This window comes from Colwellia sp. E150_009 (assembly GCF_053543955.1).
On the sequence record NZ_JBHFOM010000016.1, the window covers coordinates 13,008 to 33,909 of the forward strand.

The 20,902-nt window shown below is 34.5% G+C and carries 14 protein-coding genes; 8 read left to right on the forward strand and 6 right to left on the reverse strand.

What is annotated here, in order from left to right:
• The first annotated feature begins 42 nt into the window (after nucleotides 1–42).
• Nucleotides 43–960 carry a LysR family transcriptional regulator gene (locus ACE1OF_RS09115; RefSeq protein ID WP_448894017.1) on the forward strand — a complete coding sequence of 306 codons (918 nt, stop codon included), beginning with the start codon at nucleotides 43–45 and terminating at the stop codon, nucleotides 958–960.
• A gap of 204 nt (nucleotides 961–1,164) precedes the next feature.
• Here ACE1OF_RS09115 and ACE1OF_RS09120 read toward each other — a convergent pair whose 3' ends face one another.
• From ACE1OF_RS09120 to nhaC, 6 genes are read right to left on the reverse strand one after another with little or no spacing between them, the layout of a single operon-like run.
• On the reverse strand, nucleotides 1,165–2,562 hold the full coding sequence (locus tag ACE1OF_RS09120; protein ID WP_448894018.1) for an aminotransferase family protein: 1,398 nt from the start codon (nucleotides 2,560–2,562) through the stop codon (nucleotides 1,165–1,167).
• A 35-nt stretch (nucleotides 2,563–2,597) separates the two neighbouring features.
• Nucleotides 2,598–3,782 (reverse strand): acetyl-CoA C-acyltransferase, encoded by a 1,185-nt coding sequence (locus tag ACE1OF_RS09125; protein ID WP_448894019.1) that lies wholly within the window; start codon nucleotides 3,780–3,782, stop codon nucleotides 2,598–2,600.
• Nucleotides 3,779–5,053, reverse strand: coding sequence for an ArgE/DapE family deacylase (locus ACE1OF_RS09130; protein WP_448894020.1), 1,275 nt, complete (start codon nucleotides 5,051–5,053; stop codon nucleotides 3,779–3,781). Before ACE1OF_RS09130 ends, ACE1OF_RS09125 begins: the two co-directional genes overlap by 4 nt.
• On the reverse strand, nucleotides 5,053–5,697 hold the full coding sequence (locus ACE1OF_RS09135) for a 3-oxoacid CoA-transferase subunit B (RefSeq protein WP_448894021.1): 645 nt from the start codon (nucleotides 5,695–5,697) through the stop codon (nucleotides 5,053–5,055). Before ACE1OF_RS09135 ends, ACE1OF_RS09130 begins: the two co-directional genes overlap by 1 nt.
• A 1-nt stretch (nucleotide 5,698) precedes the next feature.
• Nucleotides 5,699–6,382 (reverse strand): CoA transferase subunit A, encoded by a 684-nt coding sequence (locus tag ACE1OF_RS09140; RefSeq protein WP_448894022.1) that lies wholly within the window; start codon nucleotides 6,380–6,382, stop codon nucleotides 5,699–5,701.
• 52 nt (nucleotides 6,383–6,434) lie between these two features.
• Nucleotides 6,435–7,871, reverse strand: coding sequence for a Na+/H+ antiporter NhaC (gene nhaC / locus ACE1OF_RS09145; protein ID WP_448894023.1), 1,437 nt, complete (start codon nucleotides 7,869–7,871; stop codon nucleotides 6,435–6,437).
• Nucleotides 7,872–8,035: 164 nt separating this feature from the next.
• Between nhaC and ACE1OF_RS09150 the strand changes: the two genes are divergently transcribed.
• The 7 genes from ACE1OF_RS09150 to ACE1OF_RS09180 all read left to right on the forward strand — a co-directional run bounded on the left by ACE1OF_RS09150 (nucleotide 8,036) and on the right by ACE1OF_RS09180 (nucleotide 20,896).
• A complete protein-coding gene (locus tag ACE1OF_RS09150; RefSeq protein WP_448894024.1) occupies nucleotides 8,036–8,923 on the forward strand; it encodes a LysR family transcriptional regulator in 888 nt (295 codons plus the stop codon).
• 349 nt (nucleotides 8,924–9,272) lie between these two features.
• Nucleotides 9,273–11,807, forward strand: a complete 2,535-nt coding sequence (locus tag ACE1OF_RS09155; protein ID WP_448894025.1) for a TonB-dependent receptor plug domain-containing protein — start codon at nucleotides 9,273–9,275, stop codon at nucleotides 11,805–11,807.
• 1,104 nt (nucleotides 11,808–12,911) lie between these two features.
• Nucleotides 12,912–15,092: an OsmC domain/YcaO domain-containing protein gene (locus tag ACE1OF_RS09160; RefSeq protein WP_448894027.1), complete on the forward strand. Its 2,181-nt coding sequence runs from the start codon at nucleotides 12,912–12,914 to the stop codon at nucleotides 15,090–15,092.
• Between the two features lie 165 nt (nucleotides 15,093–15,257).
• Nucleotides 15,258–15,725, forward strand: a complete 468-nt coding sequence (locus tag ACE1OF_RS09165; protein WP_448894028.1) for a hotdog fold domain-containing protein — start codon at nucleotides 15,258–15,260, stop codon at nucleotides 15,723–15,725.
• 265 nt (nucleotides 15,726–15,990) lie between these two features.
• Nucleotides 15,991–17,583 carry a cation:proton antiporter domain-containing protein gene (locus ACE1OF_RS09170; protein ID WP_448894029.1) on the forward strand — a complete coding sequence of 531 codons (1,593 nt, stop codon included), beginning with the start codon at nucleotides 15,991–15,993 and terminating at the stop codon, nucleotides 17,581–17,583.
• A gap of 336 nt (nucleotides 17,584–17,919) precedes the next feature.
• Nucleotides 17,920–20,052: a TonB-dependent receptor plug domain-containing protein gene (locus ACE1OF_RS09175; RefSeq protein ID WP_448894030.1), complete on the forward strand. Its 2,133-nt coding sequence runs from the start codon at nucleotides 17,920–17,922 to the stop codon at nucleotides 20,050–20,052.
• 154 nt (nucleotides 20,053–20,206) lie between these two features.
• Nucleotides 20,207–20,896 carry a cytochrome b/b6 domain-containing protein gene (locus ACE1OF_RS09180; RefSeq protein WP_448894031.1) on the forward strand — a complete coding sequence of 230 codons (690 nt, stop codon included), beginning with the start codon at nucleotides 20,207–20,209 and terminating at the stop codon, nucleotides 20,894–20,896.
• Nucleotides 20,897–20,902: the final 6 nt, after the last annotated feature.

The following is a 20,902-nucleotide window of genomic DNA, read 5'->3' on the forward strand; positions in this document are numbered from 1 at the left end:
AATATAAAACATTCAACACAATGTTTTACGGTGGTAAAACTAATGAACAAATCATCTATTATTCCTAAACCAGTCACTGAATATGACTTACGCTTATTGCGTATATATAAAGCTGTGGTTGAAAATGGCGGCTTTGCTGCGGCTGAAAATGAATTAGGAATTACACGATCAACTATCAGTGTGCATATGTCTAATTTAGAAACTCGAATGAAGCTTAAGTTATGTTTACGTGGTCGAGGTGGTTTTGCGCTTACTGAAGAGGGGCAAGCTGTTTATTATGCAGCCATTAATTTATTTGATTCACTTAATGATTTTTCTTTGCTAGTCGGTTCTTTAGGAAGTGAACTTAGCGGCGAGTTAGTTATTTTATGTGCAGAGCAACTTGATGTTGCAAAACAGCAAAAAATTGCGAAAGTAATTCAAATTGTACACGATAGTTTTCCAAACCTACATTTGGTACTTGATGGTGACAGTATTCATAATATTGAAAAATCATTATTAAAAGACAAAGCGCACATAGCATTGTTTCCTAGTTATCAACAAACAGAAGGGCTTTGTTATCAATCAATTTACAGTGAACCTATTTATTTATGCTGTAGTAAGCAGCATGAATTTTTTACTCAGGTCGATACGGTTATTAGTGCTGAAAAGTTGGCGTCGGTGCCTGCTATTCATCCAGGTATTGATATTGATGCCTTGGGTAGAGAGCAATTAAAAAAGTTGAATTTGCTGGCTAAGGCGTATCAATTTGATATGCGAAAAGCAATGGTGCTGTCGGGAAGATATATTGGTTATTTACCGCAAAGCTACATTCAACAAGAATTAAATAGTGGTGATATACGTATTATTCAGCCTAGCTCATTAACGTATCAATTTAACTTATCGCTTGTTTATAAAAAATCACCTAGAGAAGTTAATAAGGTTGATTTGCTCAAGGAAGCATTTGCCAAAGCATTTTAGTTCTTTGGTGTAGAGTTAAAATATTTATTGTGTTGTTTTACATTGAAAAATCACCTCAGTAGTATTTATGATAATAACACTGAAGTGATTTGGTTAAGTTAGGCTGTGTACTATTGTTCTATATTTTAAACTGAATTGGGGTCTAGCAAATTTAGTAGCCCCCAATTTAACTAAATTATCGGGTATGTTTCGTTAAAAATATAACTATAAAACACCTTCTTTTTTAAGCCAGTTTTCAAAATCACATAGGGTTAAAGATAAGCGCTTTATTAAAAGTTTGGCTTCTTTTTGAGTAATGTTTAAAGGTGGGGCAATCATTACATATTCGCCATAATGGCCATTATTACTTCTACGTCCATAAATTAGAAGCCCATGCTTTGCCGCAAATTGTTTGAATTTTTCTGTGGCTTGATATTTTAATGGTATTGGGGTTTTAGTTGATTTACAAGAAACGAACTCAATGCCTAAAAGTAAGCCTTTGCCACGAACATCACCAATAATGAAGGAATCAGCTTGAAGTTGTTTTAATTCTTTTTTTAAATAACTCCCCATAAATTGTGTGTTTTCTAGTAGGTTATTATGAGTTATTTCAGATAAAACTGCACTTCCTACAGCACAAGCTAATGGGTTAGCGTTATATGTGTGAGCATAATTAAAACCTGTCAGTTCAGCTAATTCATCAACTAAAGTAGCACTGGTCAGCATCGCTCCTAATGGTATATAACCTGCTCCCAACCCTTTAGCTACAACAACAATGTCGGGTTTAGCATCAGACCATTGGTGATGTGTTAAAAAGGTACCCGTTCTACCAACACCTGACATGACTTCGTCATAAATTAAAAACACACCATACTTATTACAAATTCGACGAATTTCTTGAAAGTATAATTCTGGTGGGCTAATTGCTCCTGAGCTAGAGCCCCCAACAGGTTCTACAATAAAAGCTAATACACTTTCATTACCAAGTTCTAATATTTTATTTTCGAGCTGTTGTGCACATTGCAAAGCATAGTCATGTTCATTTAGATCACCAGCAAATCTATAATTCATTAAAGATTGAATTTTCTCTGATACCGTGATCATATCCGAAAATATTTCGTTAAAGGTAGGGTCTCCACTTACCGCTAAACAACCTAAAGTCATGCCATGATATGAAGGTTGACAACTGATCAATTTATGTTTGTTAATATCACCTTTTGCATAGCTATATTGTCTACAAAATTTAATAGCCATATCTACTGCTAATGAACCACCTGAAACAAACAAAGCCCTTTCAAATCCATCACCAGCTAATTCTGTAAGTTGTTTTGATAACCGTAAATTAGGTTGATTTCTTGCGGTTGAAGCAAATGAAAAGCAGAGCTTTTCAGCTTGCTCTGTCATTGCGTTAATAACTTTTTGATTACCATGGCCTATGTTACACGTTACAGGGCCAGAAGAAGCGTCTAAGTATGAGTTACCTTGTTCGTCCCATAAAAATACTCCTTCTCCCTTTACCATTGTAGGTCTAGGAAATTCATCAGAATTAGAATAAAACAAATCTTGTGCACCCCCAAAATTTGGTCTGCTGTTTTTTATACTGCTATCATGCTTATTTTCCATTACACACCATTACTATTTCATTAAGTTGTTAATTTTTATTGTGACATTCGTTCTATTATCATAGCTATACCTTGTCCACCACCTATACAAGCTGCAGCACATCCATAACGAGATTCTTCTGAAATTAGAATTCTAGCCAGTGTGCCAGCCAGTCTTATGCCTGAAGCCCCCAAAGGGTGACCAAGTGCTAGTGCGCCTCCTTTAATATTTAATTGTTCATTCTTTATATTAAAGTATTGTTGGGCATAAAGAGGAACGACACTAAAGGCTTCGTTAATCTCCCAAAAATCGATATCACTGGCTTTTAATCTTGCTACATTTAACGCTTTCTCTACTGCAGGGATGACTCCTTGCCCCATCATTTCAGGTTTTGTTCCTCGATCAGCAATGCTGACAATTCGAGCTAACGGTTTCATTCCTGTTTTGAGCAAAGCCTCTTCAGACATTAAAACGATTAAAGCGGCTCCAGTTGATAATGGAGAACTATTACCTGCAGTGATCAAGCCATTTTCTTGAAATGAAGGCTTTAATTGAGATAGTTTTTCAGCTGTTGTTTCTTCTCGAATACAAGCATCATTAACAACTTTTAAATTATTCATATTTGTTAATGGAATAATTTCTCCTTCAAAGAAGCCAGCATCACGGGCAATTGATGCTTTTTGGTGGGAAGTCTCAGAAAACTTATCCATTTGTATTCTAGAGAAGTGTTTACTGCTTGCTAAGTTTTCTGCTGTGAGTCCCATATTCATAACAACATCCATTTCATAGGACGAATTATAACGATTCACGTCAGGTACTTGTAAAATACCTTGCTCAAAAAGAGATGGCCCCATAGGAACACGTGTCATATGTTCATATCCAGCAGCCATAGCAATATCTGCTGATCCTGAAGCTATGTTTAGCGCACTAAATCGTAATGCTGCTAAACCAGATCCACATTGCTGTTCAATACTTCTACTAGCACACTGATCACCAAGTTGAGATAATAGTATTGGGTAACGACCACCAAAACTCCATTGTTCTTTTACTTGTAATGCACAACCTACTGAAAGATCATCTACCTCTTCTCCACTAAAGTTTCCTTCTTTAAGCTGGTGATTGATAAGCTGTGCTAATAGTTGGTCACCACTGATATCAGCAAATAGATCAATTTCTTGCTTGTAAGGATGAGCACGAGTAAAGGCAGAACGAGAATAACTTACTAAATAAACATTTTTCATTGTGGTTTTCCTATTTTACACCAACGACTTATAAATAAGGCGTAAGCCTTTAAGGTATGACGAATTGATTCAATATCAACGCATTCATCTATGCCATGAATATTTTTAGCAATAGGTCCGTAACATGTACCTGCTGTTTTGTTGTAAAAGTGAAATGCTCTGAGATCTGTTGTGCATGTTGACAAATATTGCTCAGGCTCACGTTGTGTTAAACTTTGATGGCACTCTGATAACATGGTTATTCCAGGGTTTTGCAAATCTACTAAATGACCTTCTGAGCGAAAACCATGAAAACGTAAGATAGGTTTGTATTGATTAAATTCTATGCATTCACTTACTGCTAGCTCAATTTTATCATTAACAAGCTGCATTATATGATTGCTTGTCATACCTGGTGGAAAACCTATTCTGCCTTCCATCTCTGCATGTGAGGGGACGCTAGATGCCCAATTTCCACCTTTAAATTTTCCTATATTTAAGTTGAAAGGGTGGTCATATTGATCATAGGGAGCATGGCGATATTTCTCATTAAGTTCATCTTCAAGTGACTTTAGGTAGGGGATCAACAGTTGTAGCATTTCAATCGCATTTGCCCCAGCCGTTGTATCTAAAACATGCGCTGGTCGACCTTTAATAATAATTTTGAACCACAATACGCCGAGTTGCCCACTGTAAATTTGTGGTCCAAATGGTTCGGGTATTAAGACAAAATCACCATCATAGCCTTTCTCAAGGCAAGCTAGAGCCCCATTACCCGTACATTCTTCTTCAATAACAGCTTGTATAGTTAAAGGAGAATCTATACGGTAGCCTGCATGTTGAATAGCGTGTACAGCATAAATCATAGCAGCAACGCCTGATTGCATGTCGCCTGCACCACGTCCGTATAACCAACCATCTTTTTCCCATGGTATATTGGGTGCTTGGGTCCACATATCAAAATGAGTTGCGCTAACAACATCAAGATGACCATTAAGAACTAATGTTTTACCTTCTGCTCCAGGATTTAATGCACTGACTAGATTGTATTTTTTATCATAATCCCACTCAACAGGAGCAAACAAAGGATGTTTACCTATACGTTTTATATCAATAGGAACTCTGATAACAGGTAAGTTTAAATCCTGTAAGTTTTTTTCAACAACATCAAGTACACCTTGTTCTTTATTTAAAACACTATATTGTTTAACCATTTCTTTGGTGAATTCAATCACTTCAGGAAAGATTGCATCACAGCTATCTAATATTTCTTGTTCAATAGTTTTAATCATTAGAAAGTACCAATGTTTTGAGGAATAATTAATGGCGCATCTGTTTGTTCAATTAACTCTTCTAACGTTAATCCTTCTGCAATTTCTTTAAGTAACAAACCGTTATCTGTGACATCGATAACAGCTTTGTCTGTGATAATTCGCGATATGCATTTTTTGGCTGTTAAGGGTAATTTGCATTTTTTTAGGATTTTTGAATTACCTTTTTTATCGTTGTGAGAACATAAAATAATAACTTTAGGCGTTTTTTGAGCTAATTCCATCGCGCCTCCAATACCTGGCGAAAAGTACCCTGGTATTTTCCAATTAGCTAAACTCCCTTCTTGATCAACTTCAAAGGCACCCATGATGGTTAAATCAATTTTTCCGCGTCTAATCATCGCAAAAGACACTGAACTATCAAAAAAACTAGCCCCATTTCTGATACCAATATATTTACCTCCTGCATCGATTAACTCAGGGTATATCAATGTTTCATCTGAAATTTTTTGTGCACCTAATACCCCATTTTCTGATTGAAAGAAAATATCTAAATCAGGTGAAATAAAGTCAAGAATTTTTGTTGGTAAACCAATGCCTAGGTTAACTATTTGGCCACTTTTAAGCTCTTTTACTGCTCTAGTAATGATTTTATTTACATTCATGTTAAATGCTCGCTAGTTTGTTTTTATGACTGGATAGTTCTAGGTTTACAATTGAATTAACAAAAGCACTTGGTGTGTGGATGTGTTCAGGGGTTAATTGACTACTAGGAATTAAGTGAGATATTTCTACAATGACATTATTCGCAGCCATTGCCATTAACGGATTGAAGTTTATTGCCGAGCTTTCATACACTAAGTTTCCATAGCGGTCAGATAATTTAGCGTGAATGAAAGCAAAATCTGCGTATAAAGCAGACTCAATTCTTAATTGCTTACCTTGATGTTCTATTAGTAAAGCTTTATCAGTTATTTCTGTATCTAAACCAATATCAGTTAAAAAACCATAGCAACCCGCACCAGCATTTCTTATTTTTTCAGCTAGTATTCCTTGGGGATAAAATTCTACCTTAACCTTTTGTTCGTTCATCATATCAATGACGGTTTTGTTTAACCCAATATGTGACGTAATTAATTTATCAATTTGTCCATTTTCTATGAGTTTGCTAATACCCAAAGAGGCCTCATTCGCATCATTTTTTATAATAGTGAGATTACGTTGTCCTTGTTTTAGTAATTCATCTATTAAAGTAAATGGTGTTCCAGGATTTCCAAAACCTCCTACCATAATGCTTGCACCATTGGGGATTGTTGCAACAACGTCTTCTATAGCAATCAGTTTATTCATAGATAGTTTTTCCAGATAAAAATAAAAATTAATGTGTTGAGTTTTATAAGTACTATTTTGTAAGTGTGCTAGTAACAGCGACATCGTAATCACTTTCTGTAAACATGTACTTATTGTTATAGGCTAATAGAATGGTCATTAACGGAGCGAAAAAAGCTAAAAAAGTATAAGGTAGATAATCTAGCGTAGAAACGCCTAGAACGCCTGAAAAATAAGCACCTCCCAATCCCCAAGGTACAAGTGGAGATGTGACTGTTGCTGAGTCTTCACTGACTCTTGAACACACCTCAGGTAATAAGTGCTTTTCTTTATATATTGGTAATAACATACGCGCAGGAATGATGATGGCAAGGAATTGACTCGCGCCGAGAAAGTTCACAACAATGGAGAAAATAACGTGAGTAGTTACTAAACCGCAGACAGATTGGACTAAGCTTTTTATGTTACTTAATAAAACTTCGAGCATTTTGGTTTTTTCCATTAAGCCACCAAGACTTAATGCGATAAAACCTAAAGAGACTGTCCACATCATATTTTGTAAACCACCTCGTGAAAGTAGGTTGTCAATATTTTCAATACCTGTTTTAGATTGATAACCATAATTCATTGCAGTAAACATTTCGTTAATTGACATATTCTGCGCAAAAATAGCAATTAACACTCCAATAAAGCTTGCGGCAAACATAACAAGTAGACCTTCAAACTTTTTAATTGCCATTATTATTACTAATACGGGAGGCAAAAAAGTAATAGCTGACAGTGAGTAATTATCGCTAAGCCCTGTTAGCATTGCATCAATATCTCCCTTATCAATAGTTGCATCTGGTGAAATGTTTAAGCCTAAGAAAAAAAAGGTTATTAAGGTTAATAAAATTGCTGGGCCTGTAGAGTAAAGCATACTTTTTATATGTTTGAATAAATCAGCTCCTGCAATACCTGCAGCTAAATTTGTTGAATCGGATAATGGCGACATTTTATCCCCAAAAATTGAACCTGAAATAACCGCACCAGCAGTGATTGCTGGTGAAATGCCAAGCCCAAAACCAATACCCATAAAAGCGACACCGAATGTAGCTGAAGTTGTCCATGAACTGCCTGTGGACAAAGAGCCAAGACAACAAATAAAACATGCGGAAAATAAGAAGTAAGTAGGAGAAAGAAATAACATGCCATAGTAAATAAATGCTGGAATAGTTCCTGCTGCAATCCAACTTGCGATCAATACGCCAACCATCATAAGAATAAGCATGGGGAGCATGGCAACTTGGCAACCGTGCAGTATTCCGTTTTGTACTTCTTTCCAGCTATAACCAAAAAACAATGCAACACAAGCCGTATAAGAGAGTACTAAGATTAGAGTTATGTGAATAGCACCACTGTTGTCAAAAATAAATACTTGTGCAGCGATAGCGATCATAAGAAATAACATGACACTAATAGCCCCAAAGCTTGAAATTTTATTTGCCATGTTCTTTTTTTTATTTCGCATTGAATGCACCTATGAAAGTGTGGCTATTATTACTTTATTTATAGCTTAGCTACGCAGCTTATTATTTAAATTAATAGTCAATAATATATTTTATAAGAGTTTATGTTGAATATTTGATGTATGTCAATATATGATGGGTTTTCTATAATTGATGAGTAAAAGTCATGAATAATATAAATTTAAATTCAATGAAGTCATTTTCTATTTTTAAAACATTATTTGAAAATGGAACAGCGTCAAAAACAGCCAAAATATTAGGGATAACACAATCTGGTGTTAGCCGTTCATTAAGTGTACTTGAACAAAATATTGGTTTTGACTTATTTATTAGGGAAAAAAAGGGGCTTATAGCAACACCTGAAGCAAAGGAGTTATATAAAGAAGTCTTAAGATTAATGCATCATCTGGAAGAAACTAAACATAGTATTTTAGCATTGAGAGAATTCGGTGCGTCTCGTTTTAGAATTGCAGCCATTCCTGCATTAGCATTTGGCTATATTCCAGAAATAATTTCTAAAATTCTTGAAATAAACCCTAAGTTAAATGTTTATTTTGATGTTTTATCAAGTAATGAAATTATGAATGCAGTTGAGTCAGATTCTTTTGATGTTGGTTTTGTTACCCTTCCTGTAAAAAGTAAGCAGCTGCATATTGAATCTATAATGGAGACGAAAGCTGTTTGTGTAATGCCTAAGGACCATCCTTTAGCATTACATGAAGAAATAAAACTGCATGACTTGAAAGGATGCAATGTTTTAGTACCTAATCAACCTAATGTTGCTGCAGATCAGTTGTTACATTTAATTTCTGAAAGCAATGTTCAACTAAAAAGTAAAACGGAAGCTAACTTGGCAAGTATATGCTCATTGGTAAGTAATAATGTAGGAATCAGTGTCATAAACCCGATAACGGTGAATGATTTACAATGCGAAAATATAGTTGTTAAGCCCTTTACACCAACAATCAGTTTTTCCTTTGCACTAGTTTATAAAACTAATTGGCAAGAGAATAAAATGATTAAAATTATTAAAAATATTATTGAATCTACTTAAATAACCTGAGCTCGGTTTAAGATATAGTTAACCTACTGAAAAATAAACATTAAATTTTTGATTCTCTTCTAGCTTGATAGTTTTACTTAATTCAAGGCAAATTTACGCGTTAATAGCTGGTCTATTGCAAGTGAATTTAACGCCGAAGTTAGTAAAAATAGCTGCTAGAAGAACATTTATTAAGCCGAGCTGAGGTTAAATAATATTAATTTCTATAATTTATTATTTTGATAGCACTCACTCTTTGTTATGACTTTTAATCATTAAAAAGTGCAAAAACATCATATATTGTAATACTTGGTGGTGTATGTATATTAACCGCTGGGAATAAATAAAAAGAGAGAGAAACATGAAAACTAAAAAAACTTTACTCGCTATTGCAATAACAACATCTATAGTTAGTACTTTTTCTACTAATCTGTATGCAAATGAGTTTGAAGGTAGCTCAGCAAAAGTCGAGGAAATAGAAAAAATATCTATTGTGGGATCTCGTGTTCAAGGTCGTGGTTCATTAGACACTGCAGCACCTGTAGATGTTATATCAGGTGAGGATTTTGTAAATCAAGGCTCAAATGATATTGGTGATTTATTAAGAACTGTTGTTCCATCGTATAATGTCAGTGCGCAGCCGATTAGTGATGCAGCGACATTTGTGAGACCTGCCAATTTAAGAGGTCTTGCCCCTGATCATACGCTTGTACTATTAAATGGTAAGCGTCGTCATCGTTCTGCTGTCATTGCCTTTTATGGCGCTGGACTTTCAGATGGCGCTCAAGGGCCAGATATATCGGCATTTCCAGCAATAGCGTTAAAACAAGTTTCCGTTTTACGAGATGGCGCTGCTGCACAATATGGCTCTGATGCAATTGCTGGTGTTATGGATTTTGCATTAAAAGATGCTTCCAAAGGTGGTACTTTTGAAGTGAAAGTTGGTCAATTTTATGAAGGTGATGGTCAGAATTATCAATTTGCAGGAAACATAGGGTTACCTTTAACCGATGCTGGCTTTTTAAATTTAAGTGCTGAATATGGCGAATCAGATCCTACCGATCGTTCTTTACAAAGAGATGATGCACAATCATTAATTGATGCGGGCAATACTTATGTTGCTAGCCCTGCCCAAATATGGGGATCTCCTGAAGTTCATAAAGATTTAAAATTAACCATTAACTCTGCTGCAGAAATGGATGATAACAGTACTTTTTATGCTTTTGGTAATTATGCTAATAAAGTTTCTGAGTCTGGTTTGTATTATAGAAATCCAAACTCTAAAGAAGGTGTATTTACCCAAGGAGATAACCATCTTGTTGCTGACTTAGACGGTATTGATAACGGTATTACTTGCCCAACATTTTTGGCTGGTGATAGTACTGGTTTAAGCCAAGTTATGGATAATACGACTGATATTGGCGCTAATTGTTTTGTATTCAATGAACAATTCCCTGGCGGTTTTACACCGACTATGACAGGTGAGGTTATTGACTTATCTGGTGTTATGGGCATAAAAGGTGATTATCAAGGTGGGGATTTATATTATGATATTAGTGTTGGGGCTGGTTATAGTGAAATTGATTTTGCAGTTGAATCTATTAATGCATCGTATGGGCCCCAAACACCTTTAAATATGGATGCGGGCACTTATATTCAACTTGAAAAAAATATAAATATTGATTTAAGTTACCCTGTTGTAGTTGATATATTTGACTCTGATTTGAATGTTGCAGGTGGCTTTGAATGGCGTGAAGAACAGTTTGAAGCAATAGTGGGTGATCCAGAATCATACAATATTGGTCCCTTGTCAAATCAAGGATTTAGCTCAGGCTCACAAGGATATATTGGTCTTAGTGAAGTCAGTGCTGGTAATTGGGATAGATCAAATATTGCCCTATATCTCGATTTAGAGGCGAATGTAACTGAAAATTTACTTATAGCTTTGGCTGGACGGTGGGAAGATTTTGAGGATTTTGGAACAACGACAAATGGTAAATTATCATTACGTTGGGATATGAATGATCAATTTGCTTTTAGAAGTACAATATCTAGTGGCTTTAGGGCCCCAACTCCAGGACAAGCAAATATAAGTAATGTGAGTAGTGTTTTACAAGATGGCGTGATTGTAAATAGTGGTCTTATTCCTCCAACAACTGATTTAGCTGTTAAGTTTGGTGCAACAGAATTACAACCCGAAAAGTCTAAAAGTTTTTCTTTGGGTACTATTATGAATTTTGATGACCTTTCAATAACAATTGATTATTTCAACATTGATGTTGAAGACAGAATTGCTGTATCAAACTTTATATCTTTAACTCCAGAAGAAGCTATTGGTTTAGAGAATCAAGGAATTGCTGGCGCGTCAGAATTTGCTAACTTCCGCTATTATACAAATGATTTTGACACAGTCACAAAAGGTGTTGATCTTGTTGCATCATATCCTTTTGATGTATTTGGAGGTGACTCTAATATTAGCTTAGTAGCAAACTGGACCGATACTGAGGTTGAAGGTTCATCAAGCAACCTTTTAGATGAAACTCGTATTAGAACGTTAGAAGAAGGCTTACCAAATATTAGAGGAAATATAAATTTTACTCATAATCAAGGTGACTGGCGTGCTCTTGTCAGAGTTAATTATTACGGTGACTATTATATCGCTCATGTATCATATGGCGGATTTGCCTTTGAGCCTAGTTCAGAAATAACAGTGGATCTAGAACTTGGTTATTCACTAAGTGATAATATGTCAGTAACGGTAGGTGCAAGTAATTTGTTTAATGAATTTCCAGACGAAAATCCTTTTGGTAGTATTTTAGGTGCTAAATATCCTGAATTTTCTCCTATGGGGATTAATGGTGGAATGTATTACTTAAAATTTAAATACAATATGTAACACGTTGTTGGGGTATTGACAAATAGCATATGAACCAGACTTCTTCATATGCTATTTTCAATGAAGTTGTATGGTTATGTTTTTTTCGATTTAGCCCTGATACTAACAATTAATTATTATACAACGTATATGAACGACTGTTGTTCCATCGGCAGTCGTTTTTTCAATTAAACCGCTCTATAGTCATTTGCCAAAAAAAATGTAAGACATATCTTACAAGACCGTAAGACATGTTGTCGTTATTTTGAAGGAAAAAATCAAGTTTAAAATTAAGTGTATGAATATATTAATTAAAAAAATTAATATAAATTTTACAAAATTGTTACATGAAAAATTTTTTTTAATTGATATCCCAAAATATTTTTTAAAGCGTATTATTAATCCTGTCAGGGAGACATAGAGAAGGAATCTCTATTAAAATATTTTACTTAAGTAATGATTATTTAATGGAAATATATTAAGGGAATGAATGTAAGGAGGCTTAAGGATTAAGTCGAGTGAAGAGGACTTCGCTGAAGGATGATATGAACATGGATGTGGTCAATTATGGATAATTGAAGTCAGGAAGATAATGTCTGGGAGACACAACTCGTTTTATAGGAAATAAAACGATAAGACTAAGGATAGCAATAGCATGGAAATATATGGATATAGCGCTTAGGACAATGAGTAGAATTTACTTAACGGATATACTAGGGATAGTCTTTCATGGATGAAATGAGAAAACTGAATACAATGCAGGATGCATTATAAGCTAGTTACAAAAATGCAGTTCTTTGAGCTGCATTTTTCTTTTTAAGTCTTTCCCTTTTGAGTCTCAATCACCTAAACGTATTTATAGAACTAGACTATCAATATTTTAACTACAGTACTCATATCAATAACTTAATAAACTTCATCAATACACGTGATAGTTCTTAATTATCGTCAGTCTATTTTTATAGAACAATTATTTCTTTATTTTCGATATATTTTCCAAGACTATTGCAGCAAAAAACACGATAATTAGTGCAATTATGCATAATGCACCAAAGAAGGGTAGCTAAATCTATAAACAGGTTTAGTTTAAACACTTTGTTGCAACAAAAACTATGGAACTATTTAATGGAAATCAAAGTAAACTTTCTCGATAACCTTAGACTTGAAGCTAAATTTGATGATTTTACGGTTATTGCTGATCAGCCTATCCGTTATAAAGGGGATGGTTCAGCGCCAGGCCCTTTTGATTACTTTCTAGCTTCATCGGCACTTTGTGCTGCCTATTTTGTTAAAGTCTATTGTGCATCTCGTGATATTCCTACTGAAAATATTCGTTTATCACAAAATAATATTGTTGATCCTGAAGATCGCTACAAACAAATTTTCCAAATTCAAGTTGAATTGCCTGAAAATATTTCTGACAAACATAGGCAGGGTATTTTACGATCGATCGATCGCTGCACGGTTAAAAAGGTTGTGCAAACAGGGCCTACATTTAAAGTAGAAACAGTGGAGAACCTTGAAGAAGATGCTCAAGCAATGTTAATGGGGCAACCAGATGATGACACAAGCACTTTTATTTTAGGTAAAGATTTACCGCTTGAGCAAACGATTGCTGATATGACGGGAATTTTGGCTTCTTTAGGAATGAAAATAGAAATATCTTCTTGGCGTAATATTGTACCGAATGTGTGGTCTTTACATATTCGTGATGCAGCGTCTCCTATGTGTTTTACTAATGGTAAAGGTTCAACAAAAGAGAGTGCGCTTTGTTCTGCTCTGGGCGAGTTTATTGAACGTCTTAATTGTAACTTCTTTTACAATGATCAATTTTTAGGCGAAGACATCGCCAATAGTGATTTTGTTCATTATCCAAATGAAAAGTGGTTTAAACCAGAAAACGATGATGAATTACCGTTAGGTATTTTAGATGATTATTGTTTAGGAATTTATGATCCTGAAAATGAATTACGGGCGTCTAATTTAATTGATACTAACTCAGGTAATGTTGAACGCGGTATTTGCGCTATTCCTTATACACGCCATTCGGATGGTGAAACAGTGTATTTCCCATCAAATTTAATTGAAAATTTATTTTTGAGTAATGGTATGAGTGCAGGTAATAATTTACCTGAAGCAAAAGTGCAATGTTTATCTGAAATTTTCGAACGTGCAGTAAAAAGACAAATTATAGAACAAGAGATTGTGTTGCCTGATGTTCCACAACAGGTACTAGAAAAATACCCAAGTATTCTAGCGGGAATTAACGGTTTAGAAGCGCAAGGGTTTCCTGTTGTCGTGAAAGATGCTTCATTAGGTGGGCAATTTCCTGTGATGTGTGTCACGCTTATGAATCCTAAAACGGGTGGGGTATTTGCTTCATTTGGTGCTCATCCTAGCTTTGAAGTAGCACTAGAGCGTAGTTTAACAGAGTTGTTACAAGGGCGTAGCTTTGAAGGTTTAAACGATGTTCCCAAACCAACCTTTAATAGTATGGCAGTATCAGAGCCAGAAAACTTTGTAGAACATTTTATCGATTCAACAGGTGTTATTTCTTGGCGATTCTTTAGTGCTAAGCATGACTATCCGTTTTGTGAATGGGATTTTTCAGGCACGAATGAGCAAGAGTGCGAAAGCTTATTTGCTATTTTGAACGGTCTCGGTAAAGAGGCGTATATCGCGGTGTTTAATCAACTAGGGGCAACAGCTTGTCGTATTTTAGTGCCAAATTATTCAGAAGTGTATCCAGTTGAAGATCTTATTTGGGATAACACTAACAAAGCATTAGAATACCGTGCCGATATTTTGAGCCTTCATAGTTTAAGTGATGAAGCATTAGCAAGTTTATTTGAACGATTAGAAGATAGCCAGCAAGATAATTACATTGATATTCGCACCTTAATTGGCATTGAATTTGATGAAAATACGGTGTGGGGACAATTAACGATTTTAGAATTAAAAATTCTTATTTGTTTAGCACTCGGCGCACTTGAAGACGCATTGGATTTAGTAGGGGAATTTTTACAATACAATGACAATACGGTTGAACGAGGTTTGTTTTACCAGGCAATTAACGCCGTGCTTGAAATTATGCTAGATGATGATTTGGCACTAGATGATTTTATTCACAGTTTAAGCCGTATGTTTGGTGAAGAAAACATGAAGAATGTTGTTGGCTCAGTATCGGGCGACATTCGATTCTATGGCTTAACTAAAACTAGTATGAAACTTGAAGGATTAGATAAACACTTGCGATTAATTGATAGTTATAAAAAACTGCATCAAGCACGACGTTTAACTATGTAGTGTTCTTCAATGTGTTTAAATAGTGTTACTCAAAAGCCATTATGTTTATATCAGCAAAGCTAATCTGCTTATTAAACTTTATTGCTGTTATTTAATGTCTGTTGAATCTAAGATAAATAGTGTTAAACTCATCCGACCAGATTAACATTAACAGGAAGAGTAAACATGGCAAAAGAAAAACCAACTAAAGTAATGGCGCTTTATAAAAGAGTAACGCGACTCCCATTTGGTCATAAAATATTCTCTATTATGGTGGCGCGAATAGCGCCTTATTTTAGTACTATTAAGCCACTTATTACTGAATTAAGACCTAATTATTGTGAATGTTTTATTAAAAAAACTAAAAATGTTCATAATCATATAAAAACGGTGCATGTTATTGCTATTTGCAATGGTTTAGAGATGGCAATGGGGACAATGACCGAAGCGTCTATACCAAAGCATCTGCGTTGGATACCTAAAGGAATGTCACTCGATTATACAGCCAAGGCTGGGTCTGATATACGTTGTGTAGCAAAAGTAACTTCAGAGAAGTGGCAAGTTGGTGATCTTTTTGTTGAAGTAACTGCCTATGATATTAATGATGTTGTGGTGGTAAAAGGGCATATTAAACTTTGGATTTCTGAAAAATAAACAGTTTAAAATTTTATATACTTAAGATGCATTTTTGGTGCATTTAATGACAAGTGCGCATCAATTTGATGCAATGATATTCACCATAATCAAAAATTCACAAAAATAAATTTAATACTTTGATATTAAAAAGGAAATTAATTCAAATAACCGTGCACTTTTTGGTGCAATTTTTGCAGATGTAGTAATAATATCTGCTTCAACTTAGCCGTCTTCTGTATAACGAGTAGTATAGACGGCTGTTGATGTTCATTAAGGAAGTAAAATGGACTCTATACTTGTTATTATTACTATTTCATTAGCGCTAGCTAGCGTACTAAATATAGTATTAACTAAATTTTCTATTTCTCATATTATTGGTTATATCATTACGGGTACTATTGTTAGTACGCTGTTTGATTTTAATGGTAGTCATGATCTTCATTCATTAGATTTAATCGGTGAGTTTGGAATAGTTTTTCTTATGTTTACGATAGGTTTGGAAATGTCCTATTCTAAACTTGATAAAATGAAACATTTGATATTTATCAATGGCTTTTTACAAGTTGCTTTTAGCTCACTTTTAATTTTTTCTGTCGCTTTTTATGTCTTTTCACTTGACGCTATTTCATCGTTAATTATTTCACTTTCATTTAGTTTATCTTCAACAGCCATTGTTTTACCGTATTTGAAAAAATCAAAAGATATAGTAACGCCTTATGGTGAAAAATCGGTTGCCGTTTTAGTCTTTCAAGATTTAGCCGTTATTCCTATTTTATTATTAATGAGCTTCTTATCGAATAATGAAATGTCGATGGTAGATATTCTATTAAAAACATTTCTGTATGCCACGGCTATTATTGTTTTTATGTTTACCTTGGGTAAAAAAATTATTGGTTGGTTGCTGCATTTCTCTTCTACTGCAAAAATGGAAGAGTTGTTTTTAAGCTCTGTTTTCACCATAGTGATAGGTGCCTCATTATTCGCCCATGAACTGGGTTTTACCTATTCGTTAGGTGCATTTATTGCGGGGATGATTATTGCTGAAACTAACTTTCATATTAAAGTTGAGTCAGATATTGCCTCCTATAAAGACCTCTTGTTAGGCGCATTTTTCTTTTCTATTGGTACTAAAATTGATATTTTTTATTTTGCTAGTAATTTATATTTAGTGCTGGGTATTCTTTTGCTCGTGATGACTATTAAAGCAATTATTATCTATTTTATTATTAGAAAAAATGCTAACAAAAGTGATGCAATAAAATCGGCACTTGCGCTTTGTCAAATAGGTGAGTTTTCGTTTGCTATTTTTGCTTTGGCAGTAAATCAAAATATTTTGCAAAGTGAACTGGGTAATTTTTTAATATTAATTACAGTATTATCTATGTTGCTAACGCCATTTATGATTAACAACATTTATAAAATTGCCTCCCTGTTTGTTGTTGAATTTTTTGAAGCAGATAAAATATCGCCAGTTAACATTAGCAATCACACCATTGTTTGTGGTTTTGCAATTCTAGGGCGAATTGTTGCGAAAGAGCTAACTAAAAAAGAAATTGATTTTTTGATTATATCTGACAATTTACAACACGTTTTGTTAGCAAGAAAAAGGGGCTATAAAGCGTATTTTGGTCATTTAGATAAAATACCCGTGTTGGAATCTCTGAAAGTAGAACAATCGAATAGTATTATTATTACTGTTAATACCCTAAAAAATAAGCAAATAATTTGTGAGGCAGTTTTAGATTATTACCCACAAGCCAATTTGATTGTTAAAGTTAATACCCTTGAAGAAAAAAATGCTTTGTCCGTGCTTAACATTAAAGCTTTTGTTCATGCGCATCATGAAACAGCTATGCTACTTGTTAAACGAAGCTGAAGTTAGATTAAATTAGTGTAAGTTAGCTTGATTTGAATTCAGTGAAATTACCTTTGATGCTTATCATTAGCCAACTTAAGGTGATTATTAATATAAAAGACCAAGGCAGAAACAACCACATGAAAAGATAGTTTTACTACTGAGATCAATATTCAGTAAAAAATAATAATATACAATGCAGGTGGCGTTTATTAAGTTTATATTTGTTACTTAATTTTATGATTTAAATCAAGTTTTTATGTCATGTTTTTGCTAAACCGCGACGTTATGTCACAGGTGTAAAGGAGCACAAAATTATATAATTTAGCCACTTTTTTAACCGTGGTTCAAATTATTATGAATAATGAAAAAAAATCTCAAGTTAAGCATTTAATATCACCTATAGCACTGATGATTAGTGCTATATTATCCCCGTTTGTTGTTGCTGATGATGATAATTCATTAGAAGTTATTGAAGTGCATGGACAGGAACAAAATTCACATTTGGAATTAGGCTCATCAGAGTCTTTATTAAGCGAAGCTGGAGTTGATTTTTCGGCTGCTGGCGGTGTTTCTAATTTACCTATTTTAAATGGTATGATGGGTGAACGAATTAAAGTATTAGTTGATGGTGCTGACGTTACAGCAGCATGTGCTAATCATATGAACCCACCACTTTCTTATATTTCATCAAATCAAATATCTTCTTATAGTGTTGTTGCAGGTATTTCGCCAGTAAGTGCTGGTGGAGATAATATTGCAGGTGTCATCAGCGTCAATTCTATTTCACCTAAATATAGTGAAGGCAGTGACTTTGCATGGCATTCTGGTTATCTTTCTGCGCGATATCGTAGTATTGACGATGGACGTTCTATTGGTGTTGGTACTCGTTTAGCCAGTGACACATTTAGTCTTAATTATCAGGGTGCTTTTACCGATGCTGATAGCTATGAAGACGGAAACGGTGATTTAGTAATTGATACCTTATATCGTGCTCAAAATCATAGTTTAACCGCGGCAGTGCGCGATCAAAAGCAACAGCTTGTAGTGAAGTTAACACATCAAAAAATTCCGTATCAAGGCTTTGCAAATCAATACATGGATATGGTTGATAACACCAGTTATGGTGTGGTTGCTCAATATAAGCGAGAGCTAGAAAATAGTGAATTTGAGGGGCAACTTAATTGGCATAGTGTAAAACATGAAATGGGTTTTTTCACACCTGAAAAAATGGGCATGATGCCTATGGAAACTGATGCTGAAGATGTGAGCTATCAATTAAAATGGCGTTTAAATTTAGCAAACAACAGTACACTATTACTTGGCCAAGAGTATTTTGACTATAGCCTTGATGATTGGTGGCCAGGCATTGAAGGTTCAATGATGATGGGCCCTAACGATTACATTAATATCAATAATGGTAAACGACAACGTGTAGCCGCATTTGCTGAATATGAAAATCAGCTAGACACAAAATGGTGGTTGAATGCTGGTGTACGTGTTGAAAATGTACATACCCAGGTTGATAATGTGCAATCATACAATAACGGCATGAGTATGGGAGGAATGGGGGGAATGTCAATGGCGCCCAATGATGCTGATGCAGCTGAAAAATTTAATGCTCTTGATAAAGAAAGTGATGATACCCTAGTTGATGCTAGTGTGTTGTTAAGCTACCAAATTACGAATAATGATGAATTGCAATTTGGTATTGCGCGTAAAAATCGTGCGCCGAGTTTATACGAGCGATATAGCTGGGGTGTTGGCAGCATGGCCACCAGAATGATTGGTTGGTATGGGGATGGTAATGGCTATATTGGTGACCCTGAATTGGATCCTGAAACAGCACATACCTTTAGTGCTACTTATACTAAATCTGCAAAAAATGATGATTGGCGTGTTAGTGCTAATGCTTGGTATACCGATGTAAATGATTATATTGATGCTGATGTTGTTAGAAACCTGAATACGACTGATGTTGAAAGTTCTGACCGAAATGCACTACAGTTAACTAATGTTGATGCTAAATTATATGGTGTGAAAATTGATTTGTTGGCAAGTATTTATGAGTCTAAACAACTTGGTGAGTTTCAGTTAAAAGCTAATGTAACTAATACGCGTGGAACACGTGATGATACTAACCAGTCTTTATATCAAATAAAACCTTTGCAAACTCAATTAGGACTTCATCAGAAAATAGGTAAATTTGAAAACGCCTTAACGTGGGAATGGGTCGACAATAAAACACGTGTTGATCATAACCGTTTTGAAAACCAAACGGATAGTTATCATTTAGTTAATTTAAGTACAAAAGCGTCATGGGATGCGTTAACAGTAAGTTTAGAAGTGGCAAACTTACTTGATGAATACTATCAACTACCGTTAGGTGGAGTGAGTGTTGCTCGATATAGACAAGATAATGCTAATGGATTTGAGCAAATAGCAGGCCAAGGACGATCTGTTAATATTGCACTAAGCTACGCTTTTTAAATAAAATTCTGTATTAAATTTAAAAACCTCGTAATAGTTTTTTATTACGAGGTTTTAAACAATCTAAAACTTTATAAGTGTATTGGTTAGGGCTAGGTTTAGCCACTTTTATTAGTTATTATAAGGCGACTTTTGATATTTAATAAAACAACTCATGACAAAAAAATTATTCGTTTGGGATCTTCCCGTTAGACTGTTCCATTGGCTTCTGCTTATTTCACTTTTATCTGCATGGTATACATCAAACGGTGAAAGAGACTTAATAGATTATCATTTAAAAATTGGTTATTTTACATTAGGGTTAATAATTTTTCGTATTATGTGGGGGATATTTGGTACACAATACGCTAAGTTTTCACAATTCTTTCCAACGAAAGCAAAACTGCTAAGCTATCTAAATAAATCAAAACAGAACCAAGTAGACACTACAGTGGGACATAATCCACTGGGTGGGTTAATGATAATTTTGATGCTGTTATTAATACTATCACAAGCAATCAGTGGATTATTTATGAATGATGATGTATTTACCACAGGCCCTTATTATGAGAGTGTTAATAGTTCAATTCAAAAGTTTATGTCGTTAATTCATCATAATGTTTTTGACATAATACTGTTCGTATCAGTAGTACATATTGGTGCTATCTTCTATTATTTATTTGCTAAGAAGATCAATTTAATTGTGCCAATGTTTACTGGCTATAAATCAACTGATAATAATGAAGCTAGCAGTATTAAATCATCTAAATTATTGTTAGCATTGGTCATTATTTTTTTGATAGTTGTGTTTTTATATTGGCTGTTGGTATTGAATATACCAATAGAGGAAGAATTTTATTATTAAGTGTAA

Coding starts and splice junctions, on each gene's coding strand:
- ACE1OF_RS09115 (WP_448894017.1), top strand. CDS start 43: ATGAACAAATCATCTATTATTCCTAAACCAGTCACTGAATATGACTTA.
- ACE1OF_RS09120 (WP_448894018.1), bottom strand. CDS start 2,562: ATGGAAAATAAGCATGATAGCAGTATAAAAAACAGCAGACCAAATTTT.
- ACE1OF_RS09125 (WP_448894019.1), bottom strand. CDS start 3,782: ATGAAAAATGTTTATTTAGTAAGTTATTCTCGTTCTGCCTTTACTCGT.
- ACE1OF_RS09130 (WP_448894020.1), bottom strand. CDS start 5,053: ATGATTAAAACTATTGAACAAGAAATATTAGATAGCTGTGATGCAATC.
- ACE1OF_RS09135 (WP_448894021.1), bottom strand. CDS start 5,697: ATGAATGTAAATAAAATCATTACTAGAGCAGTAAAAGAGCTTAAAAGT.
- ACE1OF_RS09140 (WP_448894022.1), bottom strand. CDS start 6,382: ATGAATAAACTGATTGCTATAGAAGACGTTGTTGCAACAATCCCCAAT.
- nhaC (WP_448894023.1), bottom strand. CDS start 7,871: ATGCGAAATAAAAAAAAGAACATGGCAAATAAAATTTCAAGCTTTGGG.
- ACE1OF_RS09150 (WP_448894024.1), top strand. CDS start 8,036: ATGAATAATATAAATTTAAATTCAATGAAGTCATTTTCTATTTTTAAA.
- ACE1OF_RS09155 (WP_448894025.1), top strand. CDS start 9,273: ATGAAAACTAAAAAAACTTTACTCGCTATTGCAATAACAACATCTATA.
- ACE1OF_RS09160 (WP_448894027.1), top strand. CDS start 12,912: ATGGAAATCAAAGTAAACTTTCTCGATAACCTTAGACTTGAAGCTAAA.
- ACE1OF_RS09165 (WP_448894028.1), top strand. CDS start 15,258: ATGGCAAAAGAAAAACCAACTAAAGTAATGGCGCTTTATAAAAGAGTA.
- ACE1OF_RS09170 (WP_448894029.1), top strand. CDS start 15,991: ATGGACTCTATACTTGTTATTATTACTATTTCATTAGCGCTAGCTAGC.
- ACE1OF_RS09175 (WP_448894030.1), top strand. CDS start 17,920: ATGAATAATGAAAAAAAATCTCAAGTTAAGCATTTAATATCACCTATA.
- ACE1OF_RS09180 (WP_448894031.1), top strand. CDS start 20,207: ATGACAAAAAAATTATTCGTTTGGGATCTTCCCGTTAGACTGTTCCAT.